At 49.2% G+C, this 22711-nt stretch carries 20 protein-coding genes; 14 read left to right on the forward strand and 6 right to left on the reverse strand.

Annotated elements, in window-relative coordinates; translation table 11 throughout:
• Nucleotides 1–94 precede the first annotated feature (94 nt).
• From C942_RS07600 to tldD, 13 genes are all read left to right on the forward strand, one after another.
• Nucleotides 95–604 (forward strand): prepilin-type N-terminal cleavage/methylation domain-containing protein, encoded by a 510-nt coding sequence (locus C942_RS07600; protein ID WP_007464289.1) that lies wholly within the window; start codon nt 95–97, stop codon nt 602–604.
• Nucleotides 601–1224 carry a type IV pilus modification PilV family protein gene (locus C942_RS07605; RefSeq protein ID WP_232428149.1) on the forward strand — a complete coding sequence of 208 codons (624 nt, stop codon included), beginning with the start codon at nt 601–603 and terminating at the stop codon, nt 1222–1224. The genes C942_RS07600 and C942_RS07605 overlap by 4 nt, the downstream gene beginning before the upstream one ends.
• The gene (locus C942_RS07610; protein ID WP_007464294.1) at nt 1224–1991 is read left to right on the forward strand and encodes a PilW family protein; all 768 of its coding nucleotides are present in this window, start codon (nt 1224–1226) and stop codon (nt 1989–1991) included. The genes C942_RS07605 and C942_RS07610 overlap by 1 nt, the downstream gene beginning before the upstream one ends.
• Nucleotides 1981–2382 (forward strand): hypothetical protein, encoded by a 402-nt coding sequence (locus tag C942_RS07615; RefSeq protein WP_007464297.1) that lies wholly within the window; start codon nt 1981–1983, stop codon nt 2380–2382. The genes C942_RS07610 and C942_RS07615 overlap by 11 nt, the downstream gene beginning before the upstream one ends.
• Nucleotides 2358–5876 carry a DUF6701 domain-containing protein gene (locus tag C942_RS07620; protein WP_232428150.1) on the forward strand — a complete coding sequence of 1173 codons (3519 nt, stop codon included), beginning with the start codon at nt 2358–2360 and terminating at the stop codon, nt 5874–5876. Before C942_RS07615 ends, C942_RS07620 begins: the two co-directional genes overlap by 25 nt.
• A 125-nt stretch (nt 5877–6001) precedes the next feature.
• On the forward strand, nt 6002–7045 hold the full coding sequence (locus C942_RS07625; RefSeq protein WP_007464301.1) for a rod shape-determining protein: 1044 nt from the start codon (nt 6002–6004) through the stop codon (nt 7043–7045).
• A gap of 40 nt (nt 7046–7085) precedes the next feature.
• On the forward strand, nt 7086–7946 hold the full coding sequence (gene mreC, locus C942_RS07630) for a rod shape-determining protein MreC (protein ID WP_036799228.1): 861 nt from the start codon (nt 7086–7088) through the stop codon (nt 7944–7946).
• Nucleotides 7936–8424: a rod shape-determining protein MreD gene (gene mreD, locus C942_RS07635; RefSeq protein WP_007464305.1), complete on the forward strand. Its 489-nt coding sequence runs from the start codon at nt 7936–7938 to the stop codon at nt 8422–8424. The genes mreC and mreD overlap by 11 nt, the downstream gene beginning before the upstream one ends.
• 98 nt (nt 8425–8522) lie before the next feature.
• Entirely contained in the window at nt 8523–9095 is a 573-nt protein-coding gene (locus tag C942_RS07640) for a Maf family protein (protein WP_007464307.1), read from the forward strand.
• 14 nt (nt 9096–9109) lie between these two features.
• On the forward strand, nt 9110–10579 hold the full coding sequence (gene rng / locus C942_RS07645; protein ID WP_007464309.1) for a ribonuclease G: 1470 nt from the start codon (nt 9110–9112) through the stop codon (nt 10577–10579).
• Between the two features lie 21 nt (nt 10580–10600).
• Nucleotides 10601–14491, forward strand: coding sequence for a YhdP family protein (locus tag C942_RS07650; RefSeq protein ID WP_007464312.1), 3891 nt, complete (start codon nt 10601–10603; stop codon nt 14489–14491).
• 64 nt (nt 14492–14555) lie between these two features.
• Nucleotides 14556–15374, forward strand: a complete 819-nt coding sequence (locus C942_RS07655) for a carbon-nitrogen hydrolase family protein (RefSeq protein ID WP_007464314.1) — start codon at nt 14556–14558, stop codon at nt 15372–15374.
• 22 nt (nt 15375–15396) lie between these two features.
• Nucleotides 15397–16842 (forward strand): metalloprotease TldD, encoded by a 1446-nt coding sequence (gene tldD / locus C942_RS07660; protein ID WP_007464316.1) that lies wholly within the window; start codon nt 15397–15399, stop codon nt 16840–16842.
• A gap of 88 nt (nt 16843–16930) precedes the next feature.
• Here the strand turns inward: tldD and yjgA are convergent, their stop codons facing one another.
• The gene (gene yjgA, locus C942_RS07665; protein ID WP_007464318.1) at nt 16931–17455 is read right to left on the reverse strand and encodes a ribosome biogenesis factor YjgA; all 525 of its coding nucleotides are present in this window, start codon (nt 17453–17455) and stop codon (nt 16931–16933) included.
• A 234-nt stretch (nt 17456–17689) separates the two neighbouring features.
• On the opposite strand from yjgA, the gene pmbA reads away from it, so the two are divergent.
• Nucleotides 17690–19033 (forward strand): metalloprotease PmbA, encoded by a 1344-nt coding sequence (gene pmbA, locus C942_RS07670; protein WP_007464320.1) that lies wholly within the window; start codon nt 17690–17692, stop codon nt 19031–19033.
• Nucleotides 19034–19113: 80 nt separating this feature from the next.
• Here pmbA and mgtE read toward each other — a convergent pair whose 3' ends face one another.
• The 5 genes from mgtE to hpf form a co-directional block, all read right to left on the reverse strand.
• A complete protein-coding gene (gene mgtE, locus C942_RS07675; RefSeq protein WP_007464322.1) occupies nt 19114–20472 on the reverse strand; it encodes a magnesium transporter in 1359 nt (452 codons plus the stop codon).
• A 312-nt stretch (nt 20473–20784) separates the two neighbouring features.
• A complete protein-coding gene (locus tag C942_RS07680; protein ID WP_007464324.1) occupies nt 20785–21060 on the reverse strand; it encodes an HPr family phosphocarrier protein in 276 nt (91 codons plus the stop codon).
• Nucleotides 21057–21908, reverse strand: a complete 852-nt coding sequence (rapZ, locus tag C942_RS07685) for an RNase adapter RapZ (protein ID WP_007464326.1) — start codon at nt 21906–21908, stop codon at nt 21057–21059. Before rapZ ends, C942_RS07680 begins: the two co-directional genes overlap by 4 nt.
• Before the next feature lie 40 nt (nt 21909–21948).
• Nucleotides 21949–22398, reverse strand: coding sequence for a PTS IIA-like nitrogen regulatory protein PtsN (ptsN, locus tag C942_RS07690; protein ID WP_007464328.1), 450 nt, complete (start codon nt 22396–22398; stop codon nt 21949–21951).
• Nucleotides 22399–22400: 2 nt separating this feature from the next.
• A complete protein-coding gene (gene hpf / locus C942_RS07695; RefSeq protein ID WP_007464329.1) occupies nt 22401–22688 on the reverse strand; it encodes a ribosome hibernation promoting factor in 288 nt (95 codons plus the stop codon).
• Nucleotides 22689–22711 lie beyond the last annotated feature (23 nt).

Genomic DNA, 22711 nt, shown 5'->3' on the forward strand with positions numbered 1-22711 from the left:
AGAGCTCTTCGGAGCTCTATTTAACAAAGGTGCTATCCTTTGGCATCTTTATTAAATAGAACCTCATTATCAGAATAATTCTTCAGGGTGGCTCATGCCCGGCAGTCAGCGCGGTTTTACCTTAATCGAACTTATTGTGGTGATCATACTGATCGGGATTGTCAGTGTGACAGCCGCTTCGCGTCTGATGGGGCGCAGTGGTTTTGATGCCTATCTGGCTCGCGATCAAGCCGTGAGTATTGTCCGCCAAATTCAAATTACCGCCATGCAAGCGACTGTTAGTCAAAGTACGGACTTCCCATTGCGTATCATTGCCGGCTTTGGTGAAAGCTCATCATGTATGGGGATGATTACCGGGGCATCTTGTCCGTCAGAATCAGAGGCTGGTGCTGTTAGCCGGATAGTGTCAGGGAAAACGATACATGTGCGTTTTTCGTCCCGGCAAAATACGATTTATTTTGATTTATTAGGGCGCCCAGTCGACAACAGTGGTCAGCGAATGTGTCAGGCTGGATGCCAAATAAATCTAGAGGCTCGTGACCGCAAAAGCTTGAGTATATGTATTAATAGTGAAGGTTTTATTGGCCAGGGGAGATGCAATTGAATTGGTCTCGACATCAAAAGGGCTTTACCTTGATTGAAGGTATCATTGCGATCGTCGTGATGGGAATTGCAATGGTAACACTGACCAGCTTTTTGTTCCCCCAGGTTGAGCGCTCTGCTGAACCTCATTATCAGGCGCGTGCCGCGGCATTAGCAAATGCGTTGATGACCGAGATATTGGCGCGGAAATTTGACCAGAATAGCGATGATAACGGTGGTCGCTCTCGGTGTGATGATACCGCCCACCCGGATCTACCCACAGAAATCCCCTTGTCGTGTAGTACTGTATTGGGGGTTGAAAAAGTTAATGGGGCAGATGAAAGCCGGATACAACTGGATGATGTTGATGACTATATTGGCTGCTGGAGCGGTAATAACCGCAGCTGTACTAAAGGAGCTCGCGGCAATATAGAGGATGTGCTCGGCGATGATGTTGCCCCGCCTTACAGCAATTTCACAGTGACAGTTGCAATATTTTATGACCCTGCTTTAGACAATACTCCGGCCACGGTTGAGCAGATTCGAAATAAAGCCAATCGTATTCATAAGCGGATCAACTTGACTGTCGATGCCGGTCGATATGGGAGTTATCAGTTTTCAGCCTATCGGAGTAATTATTGATGCAGAAACGTAATTACGTCCGAGGTTTCACTTTGGTCGAAATGGTGATGGCTCTTGTTGTGCTGGGAGTGATCTCACTTGGGATCGGCAGTTATTTGCAGTTGGGGGCTCAGGGATATGTGGATACCCGGGTTCGCGAGCAGATACAGTCTCAGGCTCGTTTCGCTGTTGAGCGACTTTCAAGAGAGTTGCGTCATGCTGTGCCAAACAGCCTGACTGTTTCATCGGATCATAAATGCATTACTTTTACTCCGATTGAGTATGCCGGCTTTTATATCGATTCGTCATTGGATGATGTTGATAAATTGCAGGGGATCATGTCTTCACCGGTTCAGGGGAAAAAAGCCAAAGTGAATAAACACCGGTTGGTGATTAATCCGGTGCAGCCCGCAGATTTAACTTCGGCTATGCGTTCAGCTGAGATTAAAAAAGTCAGGGGGCGTAAGGGACAGCCGTGGCTGATTACGTTAAAGAGCACAACCAGTTTTGAAAGTGAATCGGTTTCTGAACGGTTTTATATCTATGGCCTTGATGTTCAGTTTTGTTTGGCCGGGGAACAATTAACCCGAGCGACCCGAACAACGGGAAATGCCCTTTTTTCTACGCCGGTAACATTGGCTGAGAAGGTCACTTCTAAAGACAGCCATTTCACGTTGGAACATGCTGCGCTAAATCGCAATCAGCTTGTTCACTTCCAGTTGGTATTCAGTAATAACGGTGAGAAAACGCAATATAGCCATGATGTACAGGTGATGAATGTACCGTAGAAGACAACAGGGCAGCGCGCTGATAGTGGCGATATTTGTGATCACCGTAATGGCGGTAATGGCGGCGGCTTTGGTGAAAATTAACTGGTCGCAAAGTGATACCACCACCCGCGAGGTGCTGGGAACCCGTGCCTGGTTTGCGGCGAACAGCGGAATAGAATGGGGGCTCAACCGCCTGTTTCCGGTTGGTGACCCGAATGTGACTGGAAGGTGTGATAATAGCAATCCGTCATTTTCCAATTTTCATAACTGTCAGGTAGCAGTAAGTTGTCAGGCTATTGATGTAGACTCCGTAATTCATTATCACCTGGAAAGTACGGGCTCTTGCGGTAGTGGGGCAATAAAGGTTCAGCGAACTCAGGAAGTGTGGGCAAAGAGGCTAAAACCGTGAAATATTGTTATCGAATTGCTTTTTGTGCGGTGGCGCTGTTTTATAGTATGTCTGCCTTGGCTGAGTGTGGCCGTTTGCAGGTGAATAAAGGCTTTGATGTTGTTTTTCGCATTACTAATGTCCAACACCAGGAGCGGGTTATTCTAACCGGGCAGAATGGGAGCAAGAAAATATTATGGTCTAACGTATCCGGTGATGTTGCTGTAATTAATGATCGCTGGACGGTATCTGGACAGCATCATGATATTTGGTTGCACTATGAGCCAGGAAAAGGAAACAGACCAGGAAAGATTCGCTACTATTTCTATCGTTGGGATATTTACCCAAATGATTGGTACTTGGCGATGGAAACATCGGCGAGTATTTGGGGGCTAAGTAATAATGTTTACGTGTCCGGACAGAATACGGAAATTCTTAATTGCAACGGAACGATTGAACCATTGCCTAAACCTGAGCCCGACCATTGTGAGTTATTTCCCGGCCCGGTCCAAACTTGGCAAGGAAATTCGAATAATTTAGTCACAATTGATAGTGGGGCCAAAATAACGAACACTCAGTCGAGGATGATTGGTTTCTCGAATCAAATCGTTGGTAATCATTATGCGCCAGATCATACTCCTCAGGCCCCTTTGCTTGGCCAGTGCGACGGAAGCCATTGTGTGCTTGGTGGCAAGATGGCAAAAAAGAAAACTCTCAACTGGAATAGTTCCGGTGTTCATTCTGCATTAATTAAGTCTAACGTTGTTATTACAGATTACCAAAGTGCACGTTCCGATACCTATTTTCGGGCTGAGTCAGGTTGGACATTTGGTTTATCTGTTGAGCCTAGTGGTCATTTAATTTTGCCGGCCGGAGAGTATTGGCTTGATGCCGCAGATATTCGTGGACAACTGACGATTCAAGGGCAGGTGACGCTTCATGTCAGAGATAAATTGAGTATTGGCGGAGCTGTTAACACATCATCACCAACAGATAACCTGACTGTTTTCGCCTATAACTCTGGAAGAGCTTGCCCGCTCCCCGCTAATTATCCTAAAGGCCCGCCTCAGGTCGCCACAAATTATGCTGTGAACATTAATGTATCCGGACAGTTTAATGGTCGGATTTACTCTCAGGGGGCTGTCGCCTTGTCTAATGCTACCACACTGGTGGGCGCGGTGACTGCTTGTCAGCTTCAGCTCAGTAATGCGGCAAAAGTTACTGGAAAAAGTGAGTGCTTTTCTCCAACTCCGAAAGAATATTTGGAAATAACACCCACACAAGCTTTTGGTTTAACTTGTGAACGGATGCCTGTCACTTTTTCGGTTCGTAAAGAAGATGGCACATTAAAAAGTGATTATTCGGGCACTCTGAATGCGTCTGTTACATCGAGTAGTCCGGAAAAGAGTTGTTGGGCTCAATCAAAAGCTGCGACGCAATGCTTTCAGAGTGCGATATCTCAGCCTTTTTCTAATGGGCAGTTAACATTATGGCTGGAAAGCAAGAAGGTCGGTGATCTCTCAATTGAGGGTTCCATTAACGATCTATCTGATACCGGCGGTCCTTATCGTTTTTCTCCTTATGGTTTTAGAGTGAACCGAGGAAATCCTGTTTCGCTGGTGGCGGGTAAACCAGACCCGCGGGTATTGGTGGAAGTTGTCGCGGATACTGGCCAGGGGTGTGAAACGATTCAAGATTATAGCAGGCCGGCACCTGGCGCTTTGAAAACACTGACTTTTCAGGCGCTCAGTTATGTGCGCCCGACTACCAGAAACCATGATGTTGAAATTGATAACATAACGTTATCAGTTGGCCAAAAAAAAGAGCATGATCTTACTTTTATCAATGGTTGGGCATGGTTACCGGTGAAATATAACGATGCAGGTGAGATTTCTTTTGAGCTGGTTGATAAGACATGGCAGCCGAAAAAATGCGATAGCAGTATTCTGGATTGTAAAAATTTTGAAAGAGACTGGAAAGGACTGGCCGGGAAGGCTGTTATTCATTCGCGGCCCTATACCTTTGCCATGTGTGATGTTCGCTCTGCCATTGGTGTGACGGATTTTTCGGGAACAGCAAGTAGCGGAAATGCCTTCGCCAGAGCCGGCGAACAATTCAGTGTGACGTTTAAGCCTGTGGCTTGGTCATCTGTATTGGCACGGCGTCAGGCTGATTTCAGCAGAGATAATAAGGCCGATATCATTACAACCGATCCTGTATGGTGCCGAGAAGGGCAATCAACGCCAAATTATTATTCCGTAGCCGGTGAAATAACGGCTCCGATGGTGTTGAGCCATAATCTGGCTACACCAGCCGGAGGTCAACAAGGCCTGCTGCAAGGGAGTAGTACCTATCTTTTCTCGAACACTCGAGAGGCAAAGCATGGCTTGGCAGTCAATAACCTGAGCTGGAGTGAAGTAGGCAGTCTGTGGTTACAGGCCGATGCCGATTATCTGGGGATGACCGTAGACCAAGGCGTCGGTTCGCTCGGACGGTTTTATCCGCATCATTTTGCTTTAAAAAGTAGTCAATTAGTCGATGCCGTTCCTAATAAGTTTACCTATATGGATCGGGCTTTTACTGCAAGTTTTAAAGTTGAGGCGCAAAACCGTAGCGGAGGCGCTACTTTAAACTATAGTCGTTTAGCGGCTGGTTTTAAGGAGTCCCTGGATCTTGTTGCAACGGATGCAATCGTTACTGGTTCGGCAAAAAATGAGTTAACCCCTCGCCTAGATAAAGGAACATTAATATCGGGATGGGATAAAGCTGCATTGGAAGTAAAGTCACGCCAAGTTGGCTTTAAGCGAGATGTGACTAAAACCCGTCCGAAAACTACAACGCCTGATGGCCCTTATGCTGTTGCCATCGGGCTGATTGTTGATAAAGGGCGGACAGTTAATTGCAACGAGCGTGGTTGTACTGACTTTGATGCCAAAGATCTCGAGATTCGCCTGATTGATGGCAGCACGCCAGAGAAAGCAAAAGCGTTAGCTGGGAATATTCATGCTCGTTATGGCCGACTCAAGTTGGAAGATGTTAATACTCAGTTTGATAAACCGATAAGTGTACCTTTACGGGCTGAGTATTGGGATTCTGAAACGAGTTCTTTTGTTGTAAATGCCGATGATGATGTAAGTTCGTTTGATGGCCGTAATTATTGTAAACAGATAAGGTGGCCGACCGCTGCTGAAGATGTTGTGAAATCGAAATCTTTTACCCAAGGCTTGGGTACTTTGAGTCGTGGTGAAAGTTATGGTTTGGAGGCAACACCTGATCGCAGTGATTATTTCCGAGAGCAGGTACGTTTCTGGCAGCGAGTAACAACTGATGTGCCGACAAAAATAAATGATAGCGATAATGAAATAAAGTGCTTTGGTTTACATTCAAATCAACCATGGCTGACTTATAATTGGCGGGGTAAAGGTGATGAAAATCCTTCTGCGGTAGTAACTTTCGGTGTTTATCGAGGAAATGACAGGATAATTTACCGCGGAGAGAAGGGGATTAAGCCGTGACTTCATTAAATAAAATGCGGATCTGTGGCAGGTTTGACAAACCTTACCTTGTCTCGATCCTTGCCCCTTGATACATTTAGCCCAATTTAACGAATTTTGTGAGCTTGCAGGATTAGCCGAAGACTATGTTTAAAAAACTTCGTGGCATGTTTTCTAATGACCTGTCTATTGACCTGGGTACTGCCAACACCCTTATTTATGTCAAAGGACAGGGCATCGTTCTAGATGAACCATCAGTAGTTGCGATTCGTCAGGATCGTGCTGGTGCAACTAAGAGTGTTGCGGCCGTCGGTCATGACGCCAAACAGATGCTGGGTCGTACGCCGGGCAATATCGCAGCCATCCGTCCGATGAAAGACGGTGTAATTGCTGATTTCTATGTGACAGAAAAAATGCTTCAGCATTTTATCAAGCAGGTACATGACAACAGCGTCCTGCGTCCTAGCCCACGAGTTCTGGTTGCGGTACCTTGCGGTTCAACCCAGGTTGAGCGTCGTGCGATCCGTGAATCTGCACTGGGTGCCGGTGCCCGTGAAGTGTACTTGATTGACGAGCCAATGGCGGCGGCAATCGGTGCAGGTATGCCAGTTTCTGAAGCAACCGGTTCTATGGTGATCGATATCGGTGGTGGTACTACCGAAGTTGCTGTGATCTCTCTGAACGGTGTGGTTTACTCATCATCTGTTCGTATTGGTGGTGACCGTTTTGATGAAGCGATCATTAACTATGTTCGCCGTAATTACGGTAGCCTGATTGGTGAAGCAACCGCAGAACGCATCAAGCATGAAATCGGTTCGGCTTACCCAGGTGACGAAGTTCGTGAAATTGAAGTTCGCGGTCGTAACCTGGCTGAAGGTGTGCCTCGCAGCTTTACCCTGAACTCTAACGAAATTCTTGAAGCGCTGCAGGAGCCGCTGACAGGTATCGTATCTGCAGTTATGGTTGCACTTGAGCAGTGTCCGCCGGAACTGGCTTCTGACATTTCTGAGCGCGGTATGGTACTGACCGGTGGTGGTGCGCTGCTACGTGACCTTGATCGTCTGCTGACTGAAGAAACCGGTATTCCAGTGGTTGTTGCCGAAGACCCTCTAACGTGTGTAGCTCGTGGTGGTGGTAAAGCTCTGGAAATGATCGATATGCACGGTGGCGATCTATTCAGCGACGAATAATGCCAGCTCTGGCAATAGATAAAACAGGTTATAGCGTTAGATGAAACCTATATTCGGCAGGGGCCCCTCCCTGCAACTGCGCCTGTTTCTTGCCATCTTACTGTCGGTTAGTCTTATGCTGGCCGACAGCCGCCTAGATGCCTTCGCCAATGTACGTTATCTGTTGAATTCAGCGATTGCACCGCTTCAGTATGCTGCTAACTTGCCACGAGATTTGTTAGATGGTGTGTCTGGTCAGGTGAGCTCCCATCAGCGTTTGTTGGCAGAAAATAAAGCACTTAAGCGTGAGTTACTGGTTAAGCAGAGTGATGTGTTGCTGCTCGACCAGCTAAAGCAGGAAAACCAGCGTTTGCGGGAGCTGTTGGGCTCGCCGTTTGTCCGTGATGAGAAAAAACTGATTGCGGAAGTGATGGCTGTGGACTCTGATCCTTACAGTCATCAGGTGATGATAGATAAAGGTCGGACGGATGGCGTTTATGAAGGCCAGCCGGTGATCAACGAAAAAGGGATCGTTGGTCAGGTTTCGTATGTCGGAGCGCATAACAGCCGGGTGCTGTTGCTGATTGATCCGACTCATGCTATTCCGGTTCAAGTTGTTCGCAATGATATCCGGGTGATCGCCTCCGGCAGTGGTCAGATCGACCAGATCCAGTTGGAACACGTGCCAAGTAGTACCGATATTCAGGTAGGGGATTTGCTGGTAACTTCCGGCTTGGGAGGACGTTTCCCGGAAGGATATCCGGTAGGGCATGTCACCGAGTTTTCATTTGATAACAAACGGCCTTTTGCACAAATCAAAGCCAGACCGACGGTGCAGTTTGACCGCTTGCGTTACCTGCTGTTGGTATGGCCGACACCAAGGGAAACTTTAATCGCAGGGGAGATCAACAGTGGCGAATAGTCGACCGAATGGCCGCTTATTGATCTGGCTGTCTTTTATTGTGGCGCTGATCCTTCAGGCTGCGCCTTGGCCGGGGCAACTAGAATTGTTCAGGCCATCCTGGGTGCTGCTGGTCACCTTCTACTGGGTACTGGCTCTACCACACCGGGTAAATGTTGGTACGGCTCTGGCTCTGGGCTTGCTTTGGGATCTGATGCTTGGCTCGACCCTCGGCGTACGCGGACTGATGATGTCGGTGCTGTGTTATATCGTGGCGTTGAACTTCCAGGTTATGCGTAACCTGTCTTTATGGCAGCAGGCGATGCTGGTGGCTTTGCTTTCTCTCGGCGGTAAGCTGATTGAGTTCTGGGCCGAATACCTGGTCTCAGTGATCACATTTGAACCGCAACGGTTATGGGCGGTTTTACTAAACTTCCTGCTCTGGCCGTGGCTGTTTTTATTACTGCGGCGAATGCGTCGTAAGTTCTCAATTCGTTAAATAACTTTTCAAACAAGGTTCGTTCGGTGTTAGGTTGTGACGAAGTAAGTCCATCGCACCGAGTGGATCTTCTTGATATTTAAGTAAATGGTATCATCATGTCTGCAGTTCAGCTTTATCTGGCATCAGGCTCGCCTCGTCGTAAAGAGCTTTTAACTCAACTCGGTTATACCTTTGAACGGGTTGTGGTTGATGTCGAAGAATGTCATCAATCAGGTGAAAGCCCCGCTGATTATGTGCAGCGCCTCTCACAGGATAAGGCGATAGCCGGGGTGCAGGAAACCGATGGCCATATACCCGTGCTGGGTTCAGATACTATTGTTGTAGTAGATGACAACATTTTAGAGAAGCCGAAAGACTTTGCAGATGCGCAGCGGATGTTGAGGCTGTTGTCGGGGCGTAAGCACCAAGTGATGACGGCTGTAACGCTGGCAACATCGACCCGAAGTGAAACTAAACTAGTGGTTACCGATGTGTGGTTCAAGACTTTGTCCGAACAAGAAATAGAATCCTACTGGCAAAGTGGTGAACCGCAGGATAAAGCGGGCAGTTATGGTATTCAGGGGCTCGGTGGCAAGTTTATTGAGCGCATCGATGGCAGTTATTACGCTGTGGTGGGGTTACCGTTAATGGAGACCGACATCATGGTTCAGGACTTTTTAAGTTTGTAAATTCAGAGGCAACCATGAGCACAGAGCTGCTAATTAATGTAACGCCGAGTGAAACGCGCGTTGCAATGATTGAAGGAGGGAACCTTCAGGAAGTACATATAGAACGAGAATCAAAACGCGGTATTGTCGGTAATATTTATAAAGGCCGGGTAAGCCGGGTGTTGCCGGGAATGCAGGCGGCGTTTGTTGATATCGGTCTGGATAAGGCGGCATTTCTGCATGCTTCCGATATCGTGCCTCATACTGAGTGTGTGGCTGAAAATGAAAAGCAACAGTTCCAGGTTCGCGATATTTCCGAGTTGGTTCGTCAGGGCCAGGACCTGGTTGTTCAGGTAGTTAAAGATCCGCTGGGTACTAAAGGCGCGCGCTTGACTACGGATGTGACTCTACCTTCCCGCTATTTAGTCTTTATGCCGGGTGCCGGTCATGTCGGTGTGTCTCAGCGTATTGAGAGCGAAGACGAGCGCGAGCGCCTGAAGTCGATTGTCAATGAGTACTGCGATGAGCTGGGCGGCTTCATTATCCGTACTGCAGCAGAAGGTGCGACGGCTGAAGAAATGGCCCAAGATGCGGCTTTTCTGAAGCACTTGTGGCGTAAGGTGCTGGAGCGTAAGGCAAAATATAAACCAAAGTCCATGCTTTATGGTGAGTTGGGCCTGGCACAGCGTATTCTGCGTGACTTTGTCGGCACTGAGCTGGACTGTATTCAGGTTGATTCCCGCCTTGGTTTTGAAAACCTGAAAGAATTTACTGATGAGTTCGTGCCGGAGATCAGCGATAAGCTACTTTACTATGCTGGTGAGCAGCCGATTTTCGACCTGTATGATACCGAAAGTGAGATCCAGCGTTCTCTGGATCGTAAGGTTGAGCTGAAATCAGGTGGTTACCTGATCATTGATCAGACTGAAGCAATGACGACGGTTGATATCAATACCGGTGCTTTCGTTGGCCGACGTAACCTTGAAGAGACGATCTTCAATACCAATATTGAAGCGACCAAGGCAATTGCTCGTCAGTTGCGGCTGCGCAATCTGGGTGGGATCATCATTATCGATTTTATCGATATGGCCCATGAAGATCACCGCCGTCGAGTACTGTTGGCTCTGGAACAAGCGCTGTCTTATGATCGGGTGAAGACCAACATTAACGGGTTTACTCAACTTGGCCTTGTAGAGATGACCCGTAAGCGGACCCGGGAAAGTATCGAACACGTGCTGTGTGGCACCTGTCCGACTTGTGAAGGCCGTGGTACGGTGAAAACGGTAGAGAGTGTTTGCTACGAGATCCTGCGTGAAATCACCCGGGTGAACCGTGCTTATGATGCCGATCGCTTTGTGGTGTATGTGTCTCCAGCGGTGGCTGAAGCGTTGGCTGGTGATGAATACCATGCGCTGGCTGAGCTGGAAGTGTTTATCGGTAAACAGGTGAAAATCAAAGCCGAGCCTTTATACAGTCAAGAACAGTTTGACGTCGTAATGATGTAATAACCGATGCGAGGCTATTGAGTGACAACAGTTCCAGTTCGTCTGGCGCGTGGATTAATGTGGCTGGTACTGACGATGTTGGTACTGGCCGCTATTGCTATTAGTGGTCTGCGTTTTTTCCTTCCCCAGCTTAACGAATACCGAGAACCTATCCGGCAGTGGGCAGCGGAGCAGGCTGATATGCGCCTTGATGTTGCCCATGTGGAAGGTCATTGGCGAAATTTAGGTCCATCACTGCTGTTGCAGGGCGTAAGTGTGGCTGCCACTGACGAGCCGGATTCCATTGTTCAGGTCGGTGATGTTGAGTTGCAGTTTGATATGCTGCGCTCGGCATTTGAAATGCGCCCGGTCTTCAAAGGCATCCGGATTGATCGGTTGAGCCTGGATCTGACCCGCCTGCCGGGCTCTGTATTCAGTCAGAGCTCAGCGCCGGTTGCCGAAGATAATAGCCAAGCCAACACCATTGCCCGGCTTGAAGAGCTGATTTTTGTCCAATTGGGTAAGTTTTCACTTCGAAATTCCGATATCACCATGATATCGCCGGCTGGCCATAAGCTGCGTATTGATATCAGTGAACTGAAATGGGACGGCTCCGGTCGCCAGCACCTTGCTGAAGGTGTGATCAGTGTGGCTGATACCCATTTCAGCCAGATGCGAGTAATCGCTAACTTATCTGCCAAGCGTTCCCTGCCTGAGATGTCCGGCAGCATTTATGTTCAAACCCAGAACCTGTCAATTACCCCATGGCTGAACCAGCAGTTGCTGGGCGGCGCTGATGTTACCGGTAGTAACGTTAACGCTGAAGTCTGGCTTAATCTGCAAAGCGGCACTGTTGTGAACAGCCTGGCACGGCTTGATGACAGTTATCTTCGCTGGCAGCGAGGCAAAGAAAAGCATGAATTTCGGATCAGCCAGGGTCTGGTTGGCCTCAAGCCGCTGCCACTGGTAGATGGTAAAACCGGCTGGCGGATTGATAGTGAGCAGCTCACCTTGCAAACCGATAAAGTCTTGTGGCCGGTGTTCGATGTTGCCGCTCAGTGGCAGCCATCGCAATGGCAAGTGGCGATCAGCCGCCTGTCACTGGAACATTTGCTGCCTTTTATCAGCTTCTTGCCGGAAGACAGTCAGTTAGCCGACATCCTTTATACCCTGAGACCTTCCGGTGTGCTTGAAGATATCCGGGTTGCCGCAACGAATGGTCAGTCACCACGCTTTTCGGCTGAACTTAAGCAGTTTGGTATGAAGCAATGGGAGTTGTTGCCAGAAGTTCACAAGCTTGATGCTAGTGTGTCCGGTGACTTGGAAGGGGGCAAAGCAGAGCTGTACCTAGCTGATGATACCCTGCCATATGGTGATGTGTTCCAAGCGCCACTGATGATTAACAAAGGCGAAGTAACCGCTTACTGGCAGGTGAATGATGCCGGCTGGCGTTTGTGGAGCGACCACCTTTCTGTAACCTCACCGCATATCCGAGCCGATGGTCAGTTTCGACTGGACTTCCCGGTAGATGCACCGGCTTGGTTGTCTTTCTATGGTGAGGCGTCAGCCAGTGACGCCGGTGAAGCCTGGCGTTACCTGCCGACACTGGCGCTGGGAGAAGAGCTGACCGACTACCTGTCTGCAGCAATCCGGGGCGGTAAGGCTGATCGGGCCCAGTTGCTTTGGTACGGCGAGTTGGCGGATTTTCCTTACTCTAAACATGACGGTGTCTTCCAGGCATACGTTCCGTTGCGTCAGGGGCGTTTTAGTTTTGATACTGCCTGGCCGGATCTGACTGATCTTAAACTTAACCTGATGTTTGAAAATGACTTCATGTACCTCGATGCCAGTCATGCCAAAACTATGGGAGCGACAGCATCTCAGGTTACCGGTGGTGCGGAACTGAGTGAAGACGGTCATTTGAAGTTAACGCTGGATGTGGCGGCTGATGGACCTCAGATCCGTGATTATATGATGGCAACCCCTCTGGTTGATTCGGTAGGGGCGGCGATGACAACCGTGCAGGTCAGTGGCCCGGTCACTTCCCGTTTCAAATTGGATATCCCATTTGATGGCAGTGATGTGCGTGCCTGGGGTGCTGCGCAGTTTAAAGATAATCTGCTGGAAATGGATACACCACCACTCAGAATTGAGCAGGTTAACGGTAGCCTGAGTTTTGATAATGATGTGATTAAAGCGCAGGAGCTGAAAGGTGATCTACTGGCACAGCCTGTGAGTTTCGGTTTTGTCGGCAACAGTGTCGATACTGGTTATCGTGTTGATATTAATGTAACCGGTGACTGGCAGGTGGCTAAGCTACAACAGCAGATAGACGATCCGCTGCTGGCGCACGTATCCGGAAGGAGCCCATGGCGAGCCGGTATTGGCGTTAACCTTTACGATACCGGGTTTGACTACAGTGTTGATTTAAAAGCAAATCTTGCAGCAGTTGGCAGTGAGTTACCATATCCGCTGACATTACCTTTGGGTACTCAGGCGCAGGCACATGTGATGGCTGCCGGTAATGCCGAGTCACTGACCGGAAAAATCATGGTTCCGGATGCAAAATATCAGGCCGTTATTAATTTGCGACCAGAGCGCATGACGATTGATGCCAGTGAACTGGTGATGGGTGATGGAGAGCTTCGCAAGCTGTCTCTTGGTAGTCATGTCGCCCGTATTCAAAGTGATGCGGTGGATGCCGATCGCTGGTTGGAATTGGCTGATGACATTGAGAAAAAGGCCAATGAGCTGGCACAAGCCGGGAACCCGACGGTAATGCCCGAACTGCCTCTGCCTTCTAGGGTAAATGGTCGGATCAAGAAGCTGCAATTGGCGACTTTGGGCTGGAATGATGTGGATCTGGCGATTCGCAGGCAGCCTGAACGTTGGCACATGATCCTTGGAAGTCGCGAGTTGAAAGGTGAAGCCTTCTGGCCGGACGGTAAGCCATTAAATTTATTGCTGGAAAGCATGCACTTGAATTTGCCGGGTGTTGATTTGGAAAATGTCGACAACCCAATGGCGAAAGAAAAGTATGTGCCGCAGAGTGATATACCGCCGGCTACGGATTTCGATCGCAGTATGATGGCTAATTTGCCTGAGGTGGATTTGATGCTGGAAGATGCCTGGTTGCAAGGTTATCGTCTTGGTAAAATCACAGGTAAGCTTCGCCGGGAAGGAACGACGTTAGAGCTACTTAACTTTGTGGTGGATTCCGGTACGACCACGTTAAGTTTAGATGGGCATTGGACTCTGGACAGCGATCAGAATGAAACCCAGATCGCGTTTGATATTGAAGGCGAAAACAGTTCGGATTTGATGGGACGGTTTGGTGTTTCCGGCGGGATCCAGGGCGCGGAGTTTAGCAGTTATGCATCCATTCAGTGGAAAGGGGCACCATGGCGTATGCACCGTGAAACTCTGACCGGTGAGCTGAAAACAGAAACCGGCAAAGGGGTGATCAGTGATATAGGTGGTGCCGGACGACTGCTCGGACTGTTTAGCCTTGATTCTATTGTGCGTAAAATGCAGCTCGACTTCTCCGGGATCTTTGATGACGGCTTGGCATTTAACTACATTAAAGGCTCCGGCCGAATTGAAAACGGCCTGTTCGAATCCGATGATATTGAGATGCAAGCACTTGCTGGAGATATGTTTATTCAGGGAAGTGCTAACCTTGTAGATGAAACGGTTGATGCCAAAGTTAAGTTTATTCCAGACTTTACTTCTGGTATTCCGGTACTGACTGCTTTTGCAGTGGCTCCGCATACAGCAATCTATGTATTTGCTATCTCTACGGCACTTTCGCCGGTACTGGATGTATTCACCCAGGTTAACTATGCCGTAAAAGGTCCGATTGACTCGCCGCTCGTGACCGAGCAGTCCCGCTTCACCGGTGAATATACGGTACCAGAGAAGTTGAGGAAGTAAGAAAAACGACATTTTTCACAGTAATAATGGATTGGCACTAAACGTAATAAAAGGGATATGAAAGATGGCGAAAGTAGGTGTTGTACAAATGAATTCAGGTGCTGATCCGGAAGTGAATCTGCGGCGGCTGAAGAAAAAGCTTAAGGGATTGCAGCTGCAAGGGGCTAAGCTGGTGGTAACACCGGAAAACTGTTTGGTTTTTGGCTCCCGTGCTGACTACCATCGCCACGCCGAACTTTTGGGAGATGGCCCGTTGCAGGCTGAGCTGGCGGCACTGAGTAAACAACTTGGTATTTGGCTGTTGATTGGTTCAATGCCGATTCGCCAGCCAGATGGTACCATCACCACTACGGCATTGCTGTTTGATGAGCATGGGCAGTGTCGGGCGCATTACGACAAGCTGCATATGTTTGATGTCGAAGTAGAAGATCAACATCAAAGCTACCGCGAATCGGACACATTCCAACCGGGGCAGGAAGTCAAAGTTGTGTCGACGCCGTTTGGTAACATTGGATTATCAATCTGTTATGATGTTCGCTTCCCTCAGCTATATGCCGCGTTAAGAGAGAAAGGCGCTGATATTATTGTGGTTCCTGCGGCGTTTACCAAGGTAACCGGTAAAGCGCATTGGGATGTGTTGCTGCGTGCCAGGGCGGTTGAAACCCAGTGCTGGATTGTTGCAGCAGCTCAGTGGGGAGAACATAGCGACGGACGCGAAACCTGGGGGCATTCGATGATTATTGACCCTTGGGGACAGGTGGTAGCTTGTCAGAAAGAAGGGACAGGTGTCCTGACTGCCAATCTGGATTTAAGTTTAAGCCAGACTATTAGAACAAATATGCCGCTGGTCAAGCATGCGCGCTTAGGCGTTCACCAGCGATAAATACCTTACAAGAGCAAAGTAAATGACTCTGGAAACTGTAGAAAATACTATGTTGGCCCAGTCCGGGCTGGGGCGTGATGAATTAAGCCAAATTTTGGGGCTGATTGCGGCTCGGGATGTGGACTATGCCGATATTTATTTTCAGTCCTGCTGGCACGAATCATTGGTGCTGGAAGACAGTATTATCAAAGACGGCTCGTTCAACATTGACCGAGGTGTCGGTGTTCGAGCAGTGTCCGGTGAGAAAACCGGTTTTGCCTATTCCGATCAAATCAATCAGCTGGCGCTGACCCAGAGTGCCAAAGCTGCTCGGGGTATTGTCCGCAGTGGTGGTCACGGTAAGGTGCAGGCGTTCAGTCCAATTTCGCCATCCGGTATTTATGCCCCGGTTGATCCGCTAGCTAGTTTCGATAAACACCAGAAAATTGCGTTGCTGGAAGAGATTGACCGTTATATTCGTACTAAAGAGCCGTTGGTAAAAGAAGTTTCTGTCAGCATTAATGGTGTTTATGAGCAGGTGCTGGTGGCTGCACTTGATGGAACATATGCCGCTGATATTCGCCCGTTAGTTCGCCTGTCAATCAGTGTGCTGATTGAAAAAGGGGACAAACGTGAGCATGGCAGTGCCGGTGGCGGTGGCCGTTATGGTTACGAATATTTCCTGACAGAGGAAAACGGTAAGTCCATTGCCCTGAATTATGCCGATGAGGCGATTCGTCAGGCACTGGTGAATATTGATGCCGATGCTGCACCGGCAGGTACTATGCCGGTTGTACTTGGTGCAGGCTGGCCGGGCGTTCTGCTGCATGAAGCGGTCGGTCATGGCCTTGAAGGCGATTTCAACCGTAAGGGCTCGTCGATGTTTGCCGGTCAGATGGGTCAGCAGGTGACTTCATCTCTGTGTACTATTGTTGATGATGGTACGCTGGCAGATCGCCGAGGTTCGATCAACATTGATGATGAAGGCACACCAGGCCAATACAACGTGCTGGTTGAGAACGGTAAGCTTAAAGGTTATATGCAGGATAAGCTGAATGCCCGTCTGATGGGCGTGGCTCCGACTGGTAACGGTCGTCGCGAATCCTATGCGCATCTACCGATGCCACGAATGACCAACACTTATATGTTGCCGGGCGAGCATACACCGGAAGAAATTATCGGTAGTGTGAAGCAAGGTATTTATGCTCCGAACTTTGGCGGAGGCCAGGTTGATATTACTTCTGGCAAGTTTGTTTTCTCGGCATCAGAAGCTTACCTGATCGAAAATGGTAAAGTGACCCGTCCAATCAAGGGCGCGACCCTGATTGGTAGCGGTATCGAAGCGATGCAGAAAGTTTCTATGGTCGGTAATGACCTGGATATTGACCGCGGTGTCGGTGTTTGCGGTAAGGCGGGTCAGAGTGTTCCTGTTGGTGTCGGTCAGCCGACGCTTAAGATCGACTCTATGACCGTGGGCGGTACTCAGTAATGTTTTGCTTTTGTTAGAACAATAGTCCAAAAAGAAAATGCCAGCACAGATGCTGGCATTTTTGTATTCAGAAACCGCAAAGTGGCGATCAGTCTTCCATGTATAGTTCTTTCAGGTACTGGAAGATTTCACGGTAGGCTTTAGCCGGTTTGTTCTGCGCTTTCTCTTTGTTGGCTTGGCGTACCAGTTGGCGCAGGCGCTGGCGGTCAGCATCCGGGTGATCAACCAGGATCGCGTTAATCATGCTGTCGCCGTTTTCGATCAGCTTGTCACGCTTTTGTTCTAGCTTGTGTAACTGCACTGTTGCCTGTGAGTGCTTGTTGCGAAGCTTATCCAGCGCAGCCTGAATTGGCTCGACATCAATTTGACGCATCAGCTTACCGATGTACTGCAACTGGCGGCGGCGGGCTTCAGTCTTAAAACGCTGGGCATCACGGATAGCATCCAGCATAGCTTCGTCAAGCGGGATCTTTGCCAGGGCATTGGGCTTAAGCTCAACCAGCTCTTCCCCAATTTTTTGCAGTTCTTCCATGTCACGCTTCATCTCGGATTTACTTACCCAGATGATTTCTTCTTCCTCTTCCCAAGGGGCTTTTTTGTTTTTACGGCTCATAACGGGCTCACTAAAGAAGTTAATGGCTCTATTTTATCAGTTTAATCATGATTTGGGGCGCAAATTCCTGTCAGGCGGTGTTATCCTATAGGTAATACTAAATTGCGCATCCATCATTGAATGATGAATTGGTGCCAGGCATTTTCAAGATCCCCCGTCTCAATAAGTTACTTGTCAGATAGCATTTGGTAACGTATTGAAAGTTTATTGATATTCCCTGAGAAAGTAGAAGGTATGGACGTAAGAGAACAGGTCGCACAGCAGCGCGTTGAGCTTGAAGCTGCAGTTGCAAGAGCATTGGAGCTGGCAGGAAAACAGGCTGACGCCGCGGAAGTTGCTATTAATAAAACCACAGGCATCAGCGTGTCTACTCGTATGTGTGATGTTGAGAATGTGGAATTTAATAGTGATGGTGCGCTTGGTATCACAGTCTACCGAGGTCAGCGCAAAGGTAGTGCTTCAACGTCGGATTTGAGTGAAAATGCGATTGCTCAGACGGTTGCAGCTGCTTTGGATATTGCTCGCTACACCTCAGAGGATCCTTATGCAGGTCCAGGCCCGGCTGAGCTGATGGCAAGGGAGGTTCCGGATTTAGATCTGTTCCACCCGGATGAGCCAGAGCCTGATCGTGCTGCGTCGATTGCTGCGCGGGCAGAGCAGGCAGCACTGGATGCAGATCCTCGCATCAAGCAGAGCGACGGTGCCAGCTATGACAGCCATTATGGTATCAGGGTTTACGGTAACAGCCACGGTATGCTGGCCAGCTATGCTTCCAGTCGTCATAGCACCAGTTGTTGCGTGATTGCCGAAGGTAAAAATGGTGAGATGGAGCGTGATTACAGCTACACTTCAGCTCGTCGGGTAACTGATTTATGGACACCGGAGAAGGTTGGCCAGCATGCGGCAGAGCGAACCGTTGGTCGCATTGACCCGCAGAAGCTGACGACCCGTGAAGCGCCGATTATGTTCGCGGCTGATATTGCTACCGGCTTGTTCGGTCATTTGGTGATGGGGATCAGTGGTTCTAACCTGTACCGTAAATCATCATTCCTGCTTGATAAGCTGGGTGAGCAGATTTTCCCTGACTGGCTGGATATCAGTGAGCGCCCGCACATTCTGCGTGGTATGGCGAGTACGCCGTTTGACAGCGAAGGTCTGGCAACTCACGATCGCGAAATTATCCAATCCGGTGTGCTGCAAACTTACCTGATGACCAGTTATGCGGCGCGTAAATTGGGTCGCCAGCCTACTGGTCATGCTGGTGGTATTCATAACTGGTTGGTTAAGCCGACTGGTGAGAGTTATGAGCAGATGCTGAAGAAAATGGATCGTGGCCTGTTGGTGACCGAACTGATGGGGCAGGGAGTCAATATTGTCACCGGTGATTACTCACGTGGTGCTGCCGGTTTCTGGGTAGAAAATGGTGAGATCCAGTTCCCGGTCAGTGAGGTAACCATTGCCGGTAACCTGAAAGATATGATGCAGAATATTGTGGCGATTGGCACGGACACTGAAACCCGCAGCCAGATCCAGACTGGTTCTGTTTTGCTGGATACGATGAAGATTGCCGGCGAATAACAGCAATTACTGAACACATCAAAAAGCGAGAGCCACTTGGCTCTCGCTTTTTTGTATTTGAATCTGCGTCGCTTCTGTATCTATATTAAAAATATCGTTGCCATTCCGAGGAAGACTGACAGACCGATAATATCGGTGATGGTGGTCAGAGCCATCCCTCCGGCCAGGGCGGGGTCAATATTCAATTTCTTGAGCAGGACGGGAACGCAAACCCCGGCCACGCCAGCAACAAACAGGTTGGTCATCATGGCACCAGCGATAATCACCCCGAGCAGTAGGTTCTGCTTCCAGACCACGACTACTGTGCCGATGATTGTGGCCCAAAGGACACCGTTGAGCAGGCCGACTCGTGCTTCTTTACTCAGTAGCCAGCGGGTGTTGGTTTCACCGATATGGCCGACAGCAAGACCTCGGATCACCAGCGCGACAGTCTGGTTTCCGGCAACACCGCCCATCGACGGTACAATGGTCATTAGGATCGCGATGGCTGCCATCTGATCCAGCGTCTCTTCAAACATATTGGATACCGAGGCTGCAGCCAGGGCGGCCAGGACATTGACTCCCAGCCAGATGCTGCGGCGACGGGCTGATTTCAATACTGGCGCAAAGGTATCTTCGTCATCATCCATACCCGCCATACTCATCATTGAGTGCTCTGCGTCTTCACGGATGATATCAACTACGTCATCGATAGTAATACGCCCCACGAGCTGGTTGTCGGGATCTACAACCGGTGCTGATAGCCAGTTACGGCGTTCGAACAGGTTAGCCACTTCACTGTCATCCATATCGACCGGGATGGCTTCGTCTGCATCATCCATCACTTCCTGGATTTCGGTATCCGGCTGGGTGGTGATTAGAGTCGACAGAGACAGGTGACCGATCAGTTTTTCATTCTGATCCAAAACGTACAGGGCGTCAGTTGCTTCCGGTAATTCGCCTTTCATGCGCAGGTAACGTAATACTACATCAGCGGTAACATCGCCTCGGATAGTGATGAAGTCAGTGCTCATCATTCCGCCGGCGGTTTCCTCCGGATAGGCCAAAGCTTTCTCGACCCGGTGCCGGTCGGTGGCATCCATTTGCGACAGTACTTCCCGGTATTTATCGTCGGGCAGGCTACGCAGGACGTATGCGACGTCATCTGTTTCCATCCCTTCGGTCACCGCAGCCAGTTTGTCCGGTGCCATTTGGGCGACGATGCCGTCTTTTACATCTTCTGACAGCTCGTCAAGGATTTCACCCTGTTCTTCAGGATCGGTCAGTTGCCATAAAACCTGACGCTCCTTTGGGGGAGAGGCTTCCAGCAGGTGCGCGATATCTTCCGGCTCCATATCCTGGAGCATTCGGCGGACATGGACAAACATGCCGTTTTCAAGCGCTTGGTTGACTTCTTGCAGCGTCTGATGCGTCTGGTCTTGTTCTTGTATATCCGCCATTGGTCGTGATACCCCGAATTGCGTTGATGCCGGCCGCGATACCTATGATAGTAAGGTAGGGAATAGTGATGAAGCTCTGCTGGCTGCTGAACTGGGTTTCCCAGTTCGGTATGGCGGCGCAATAAATTGAATTTTAACGCAATACTTGGGCGGTTGTCTCATCCAAATCTGAGAGGAAATAAAGATTTCATCCGGAGTGAGAGATGGCTTAAGGAGAAGTAATGAAGAGAACGAAGATCTTCTGGGAATTTTTGCTTATTATCATTCCTGTTACACGCCAAATTGGCGACGTTTATGTTTACCGGTTTGGAATTAATTTTCTTCATCAAACCCGGCTTCAATGAGCTCGGAAACAGCAGCCAGGGCGGCTTCGGCGTCACTACCTTCGGCACTGACGTATACTTGTTGCCCTTGGGCTGATTCCAGCATCAGTAACCCCATCACACTGTCTGCAGTCGCACTTTTTTCATTATTGCAGATAGTGACGGTAGCCTCGAAGCTCTGAGCTAGCTCGACCAGTTTGATGGCTGCCCGGGCATGAAGGCCCAGGCGGTTTTTTATGAACAGCTTGCGGCTCAGGTTGCTCATGAGCTGGCTTCCAGGGTGCGGTGGCGGATCTGGATCTGATGACCTTCCGTGCGGAAGTGCTCGGCCAGTTGCTGGGCGACATAAACTGAGCGATGCTGGCCGCCGGTACAGCCGATCGCCACAGTAACGTAGCTACGGTTATTTTTTTCCAGCATTGGCAGCCAGGTTTCGATGAAGTTGCGGATCTGGTAGATCAGCTGGTTGACTTCTGTATGGCCAGACAGGAACTCTTTCACTCCCTGATCCAGACCGGTCAGCGGTTTGAGCTCTGGTACCCAGTGTGGATTAGGCAGGAAGCGGACATCAAACACATAGTCGGCATCGGTAGGCAAACCGTGTTTGAAACCAAAGGATTCAAATACCATCACCAGTTCGCGACTGCTGCGGCCAAGAACACGGCTACGGACGGTTTCGCTTAGATCGTGGATAGATTTATTGGTGGTATCGATCACCAGATCGGCATGCTCTTTCAGTTCTGCCAGCCGGGTACTTTCGGACTGGATTGCTTGTTCCAGACTCATGTTGTTACGAGACAGGGGGTGCAGACGGCGGGTTTCGCTGTAACGCTTTACTAGTTCTTTGTTATCCGCATCAAGGAAGATGACGTTGATATCGAGTTTATCGCTCAGTTTGTTGAGTGTCTGGCGGATTTCTTCCGGTCGGTCCGGCATGTTGCGGACATCAATGCTGACCGCGATATCCTGTTGGTTGCCTTCGACCGTGGTAACAAACTGCGGCAGTAGGTTAACCGGAAGGTTATCAACACAATAGTAGCCCAGATCTTCCAATACGCGCAGGGCGATAGATTTACCTGAGCCTGAACGTCCACTTACGACCATTAACTTCATGGTTGGCATACCTTAACGAAAGAGATAGCAGAAATTTTCATTATGAATCACAGGTAAGGATTTGATAAAGCTCTTCATCACTTTTTGCGGTGCGGAGCTGCTTGCAGACCTGTTTGTTGCTTAGTTTTTCAGCCATACAGGAGAGGGTTTTTAAGTGCTCCTGGCATTGCTCGTCGGGAACAAGCAGAGCAAAAAGGAGGTCGACAGGCTGGTTGTCTATAGCATCGAACTGGATAGGCTCCTGACATTGGAGTAGTACGGCAATAGCGTGGTCGCTGTTGTGAATACGGCCGTGGGGGATTGCGATGCCATTGCCTATACCAGTACTTCCCATTTTTTCACGGTTGAGCATACACTCGAACAATGGTTGGGGGTTCTGGTCCAGATGTTCAGCAGCGACTTCACTGATGATTTCAAGGGCGCGTTTTTTGCTGGAGCATTGGACTGCACTTTTGGTGCAGTCCAGGCTCAGTACATTACTCAGTTGCATGGTTAGTGACTATTGAGCTTGTCTTTGTGTTTGTTGAGTTGACGGACCAGTTTATCAGTTAATGCATCAATCGCGGCATACATATTTTCAGAATCCGCCTTAGCGTGGATTTCCCCTGCGTTAATATGCAGGGTGGCCTCCGCAACCTGCTGCAATTTTTCAACATTCAGGATCACATGGACATTATTAATCTTATCAAAGAAGCGTTCCAGCTTATCAAACTTAGTCATTACGTAATCACGTAGGGACGGAGTAATTTCGACATGGTGCCCTGTGAGATTAATTTGCATAGACATCTTCCTCCTGTTGGCGT

This window comes from Photobacterium marinum, assembly GCF_000331515.1.
Classification (GTDB): Bacteria; Pseudomonadota; Gammaproteobacteria; order Enterobacterales; family Vibrionaceae; genus Photobacterium; species Photobacterium marinum.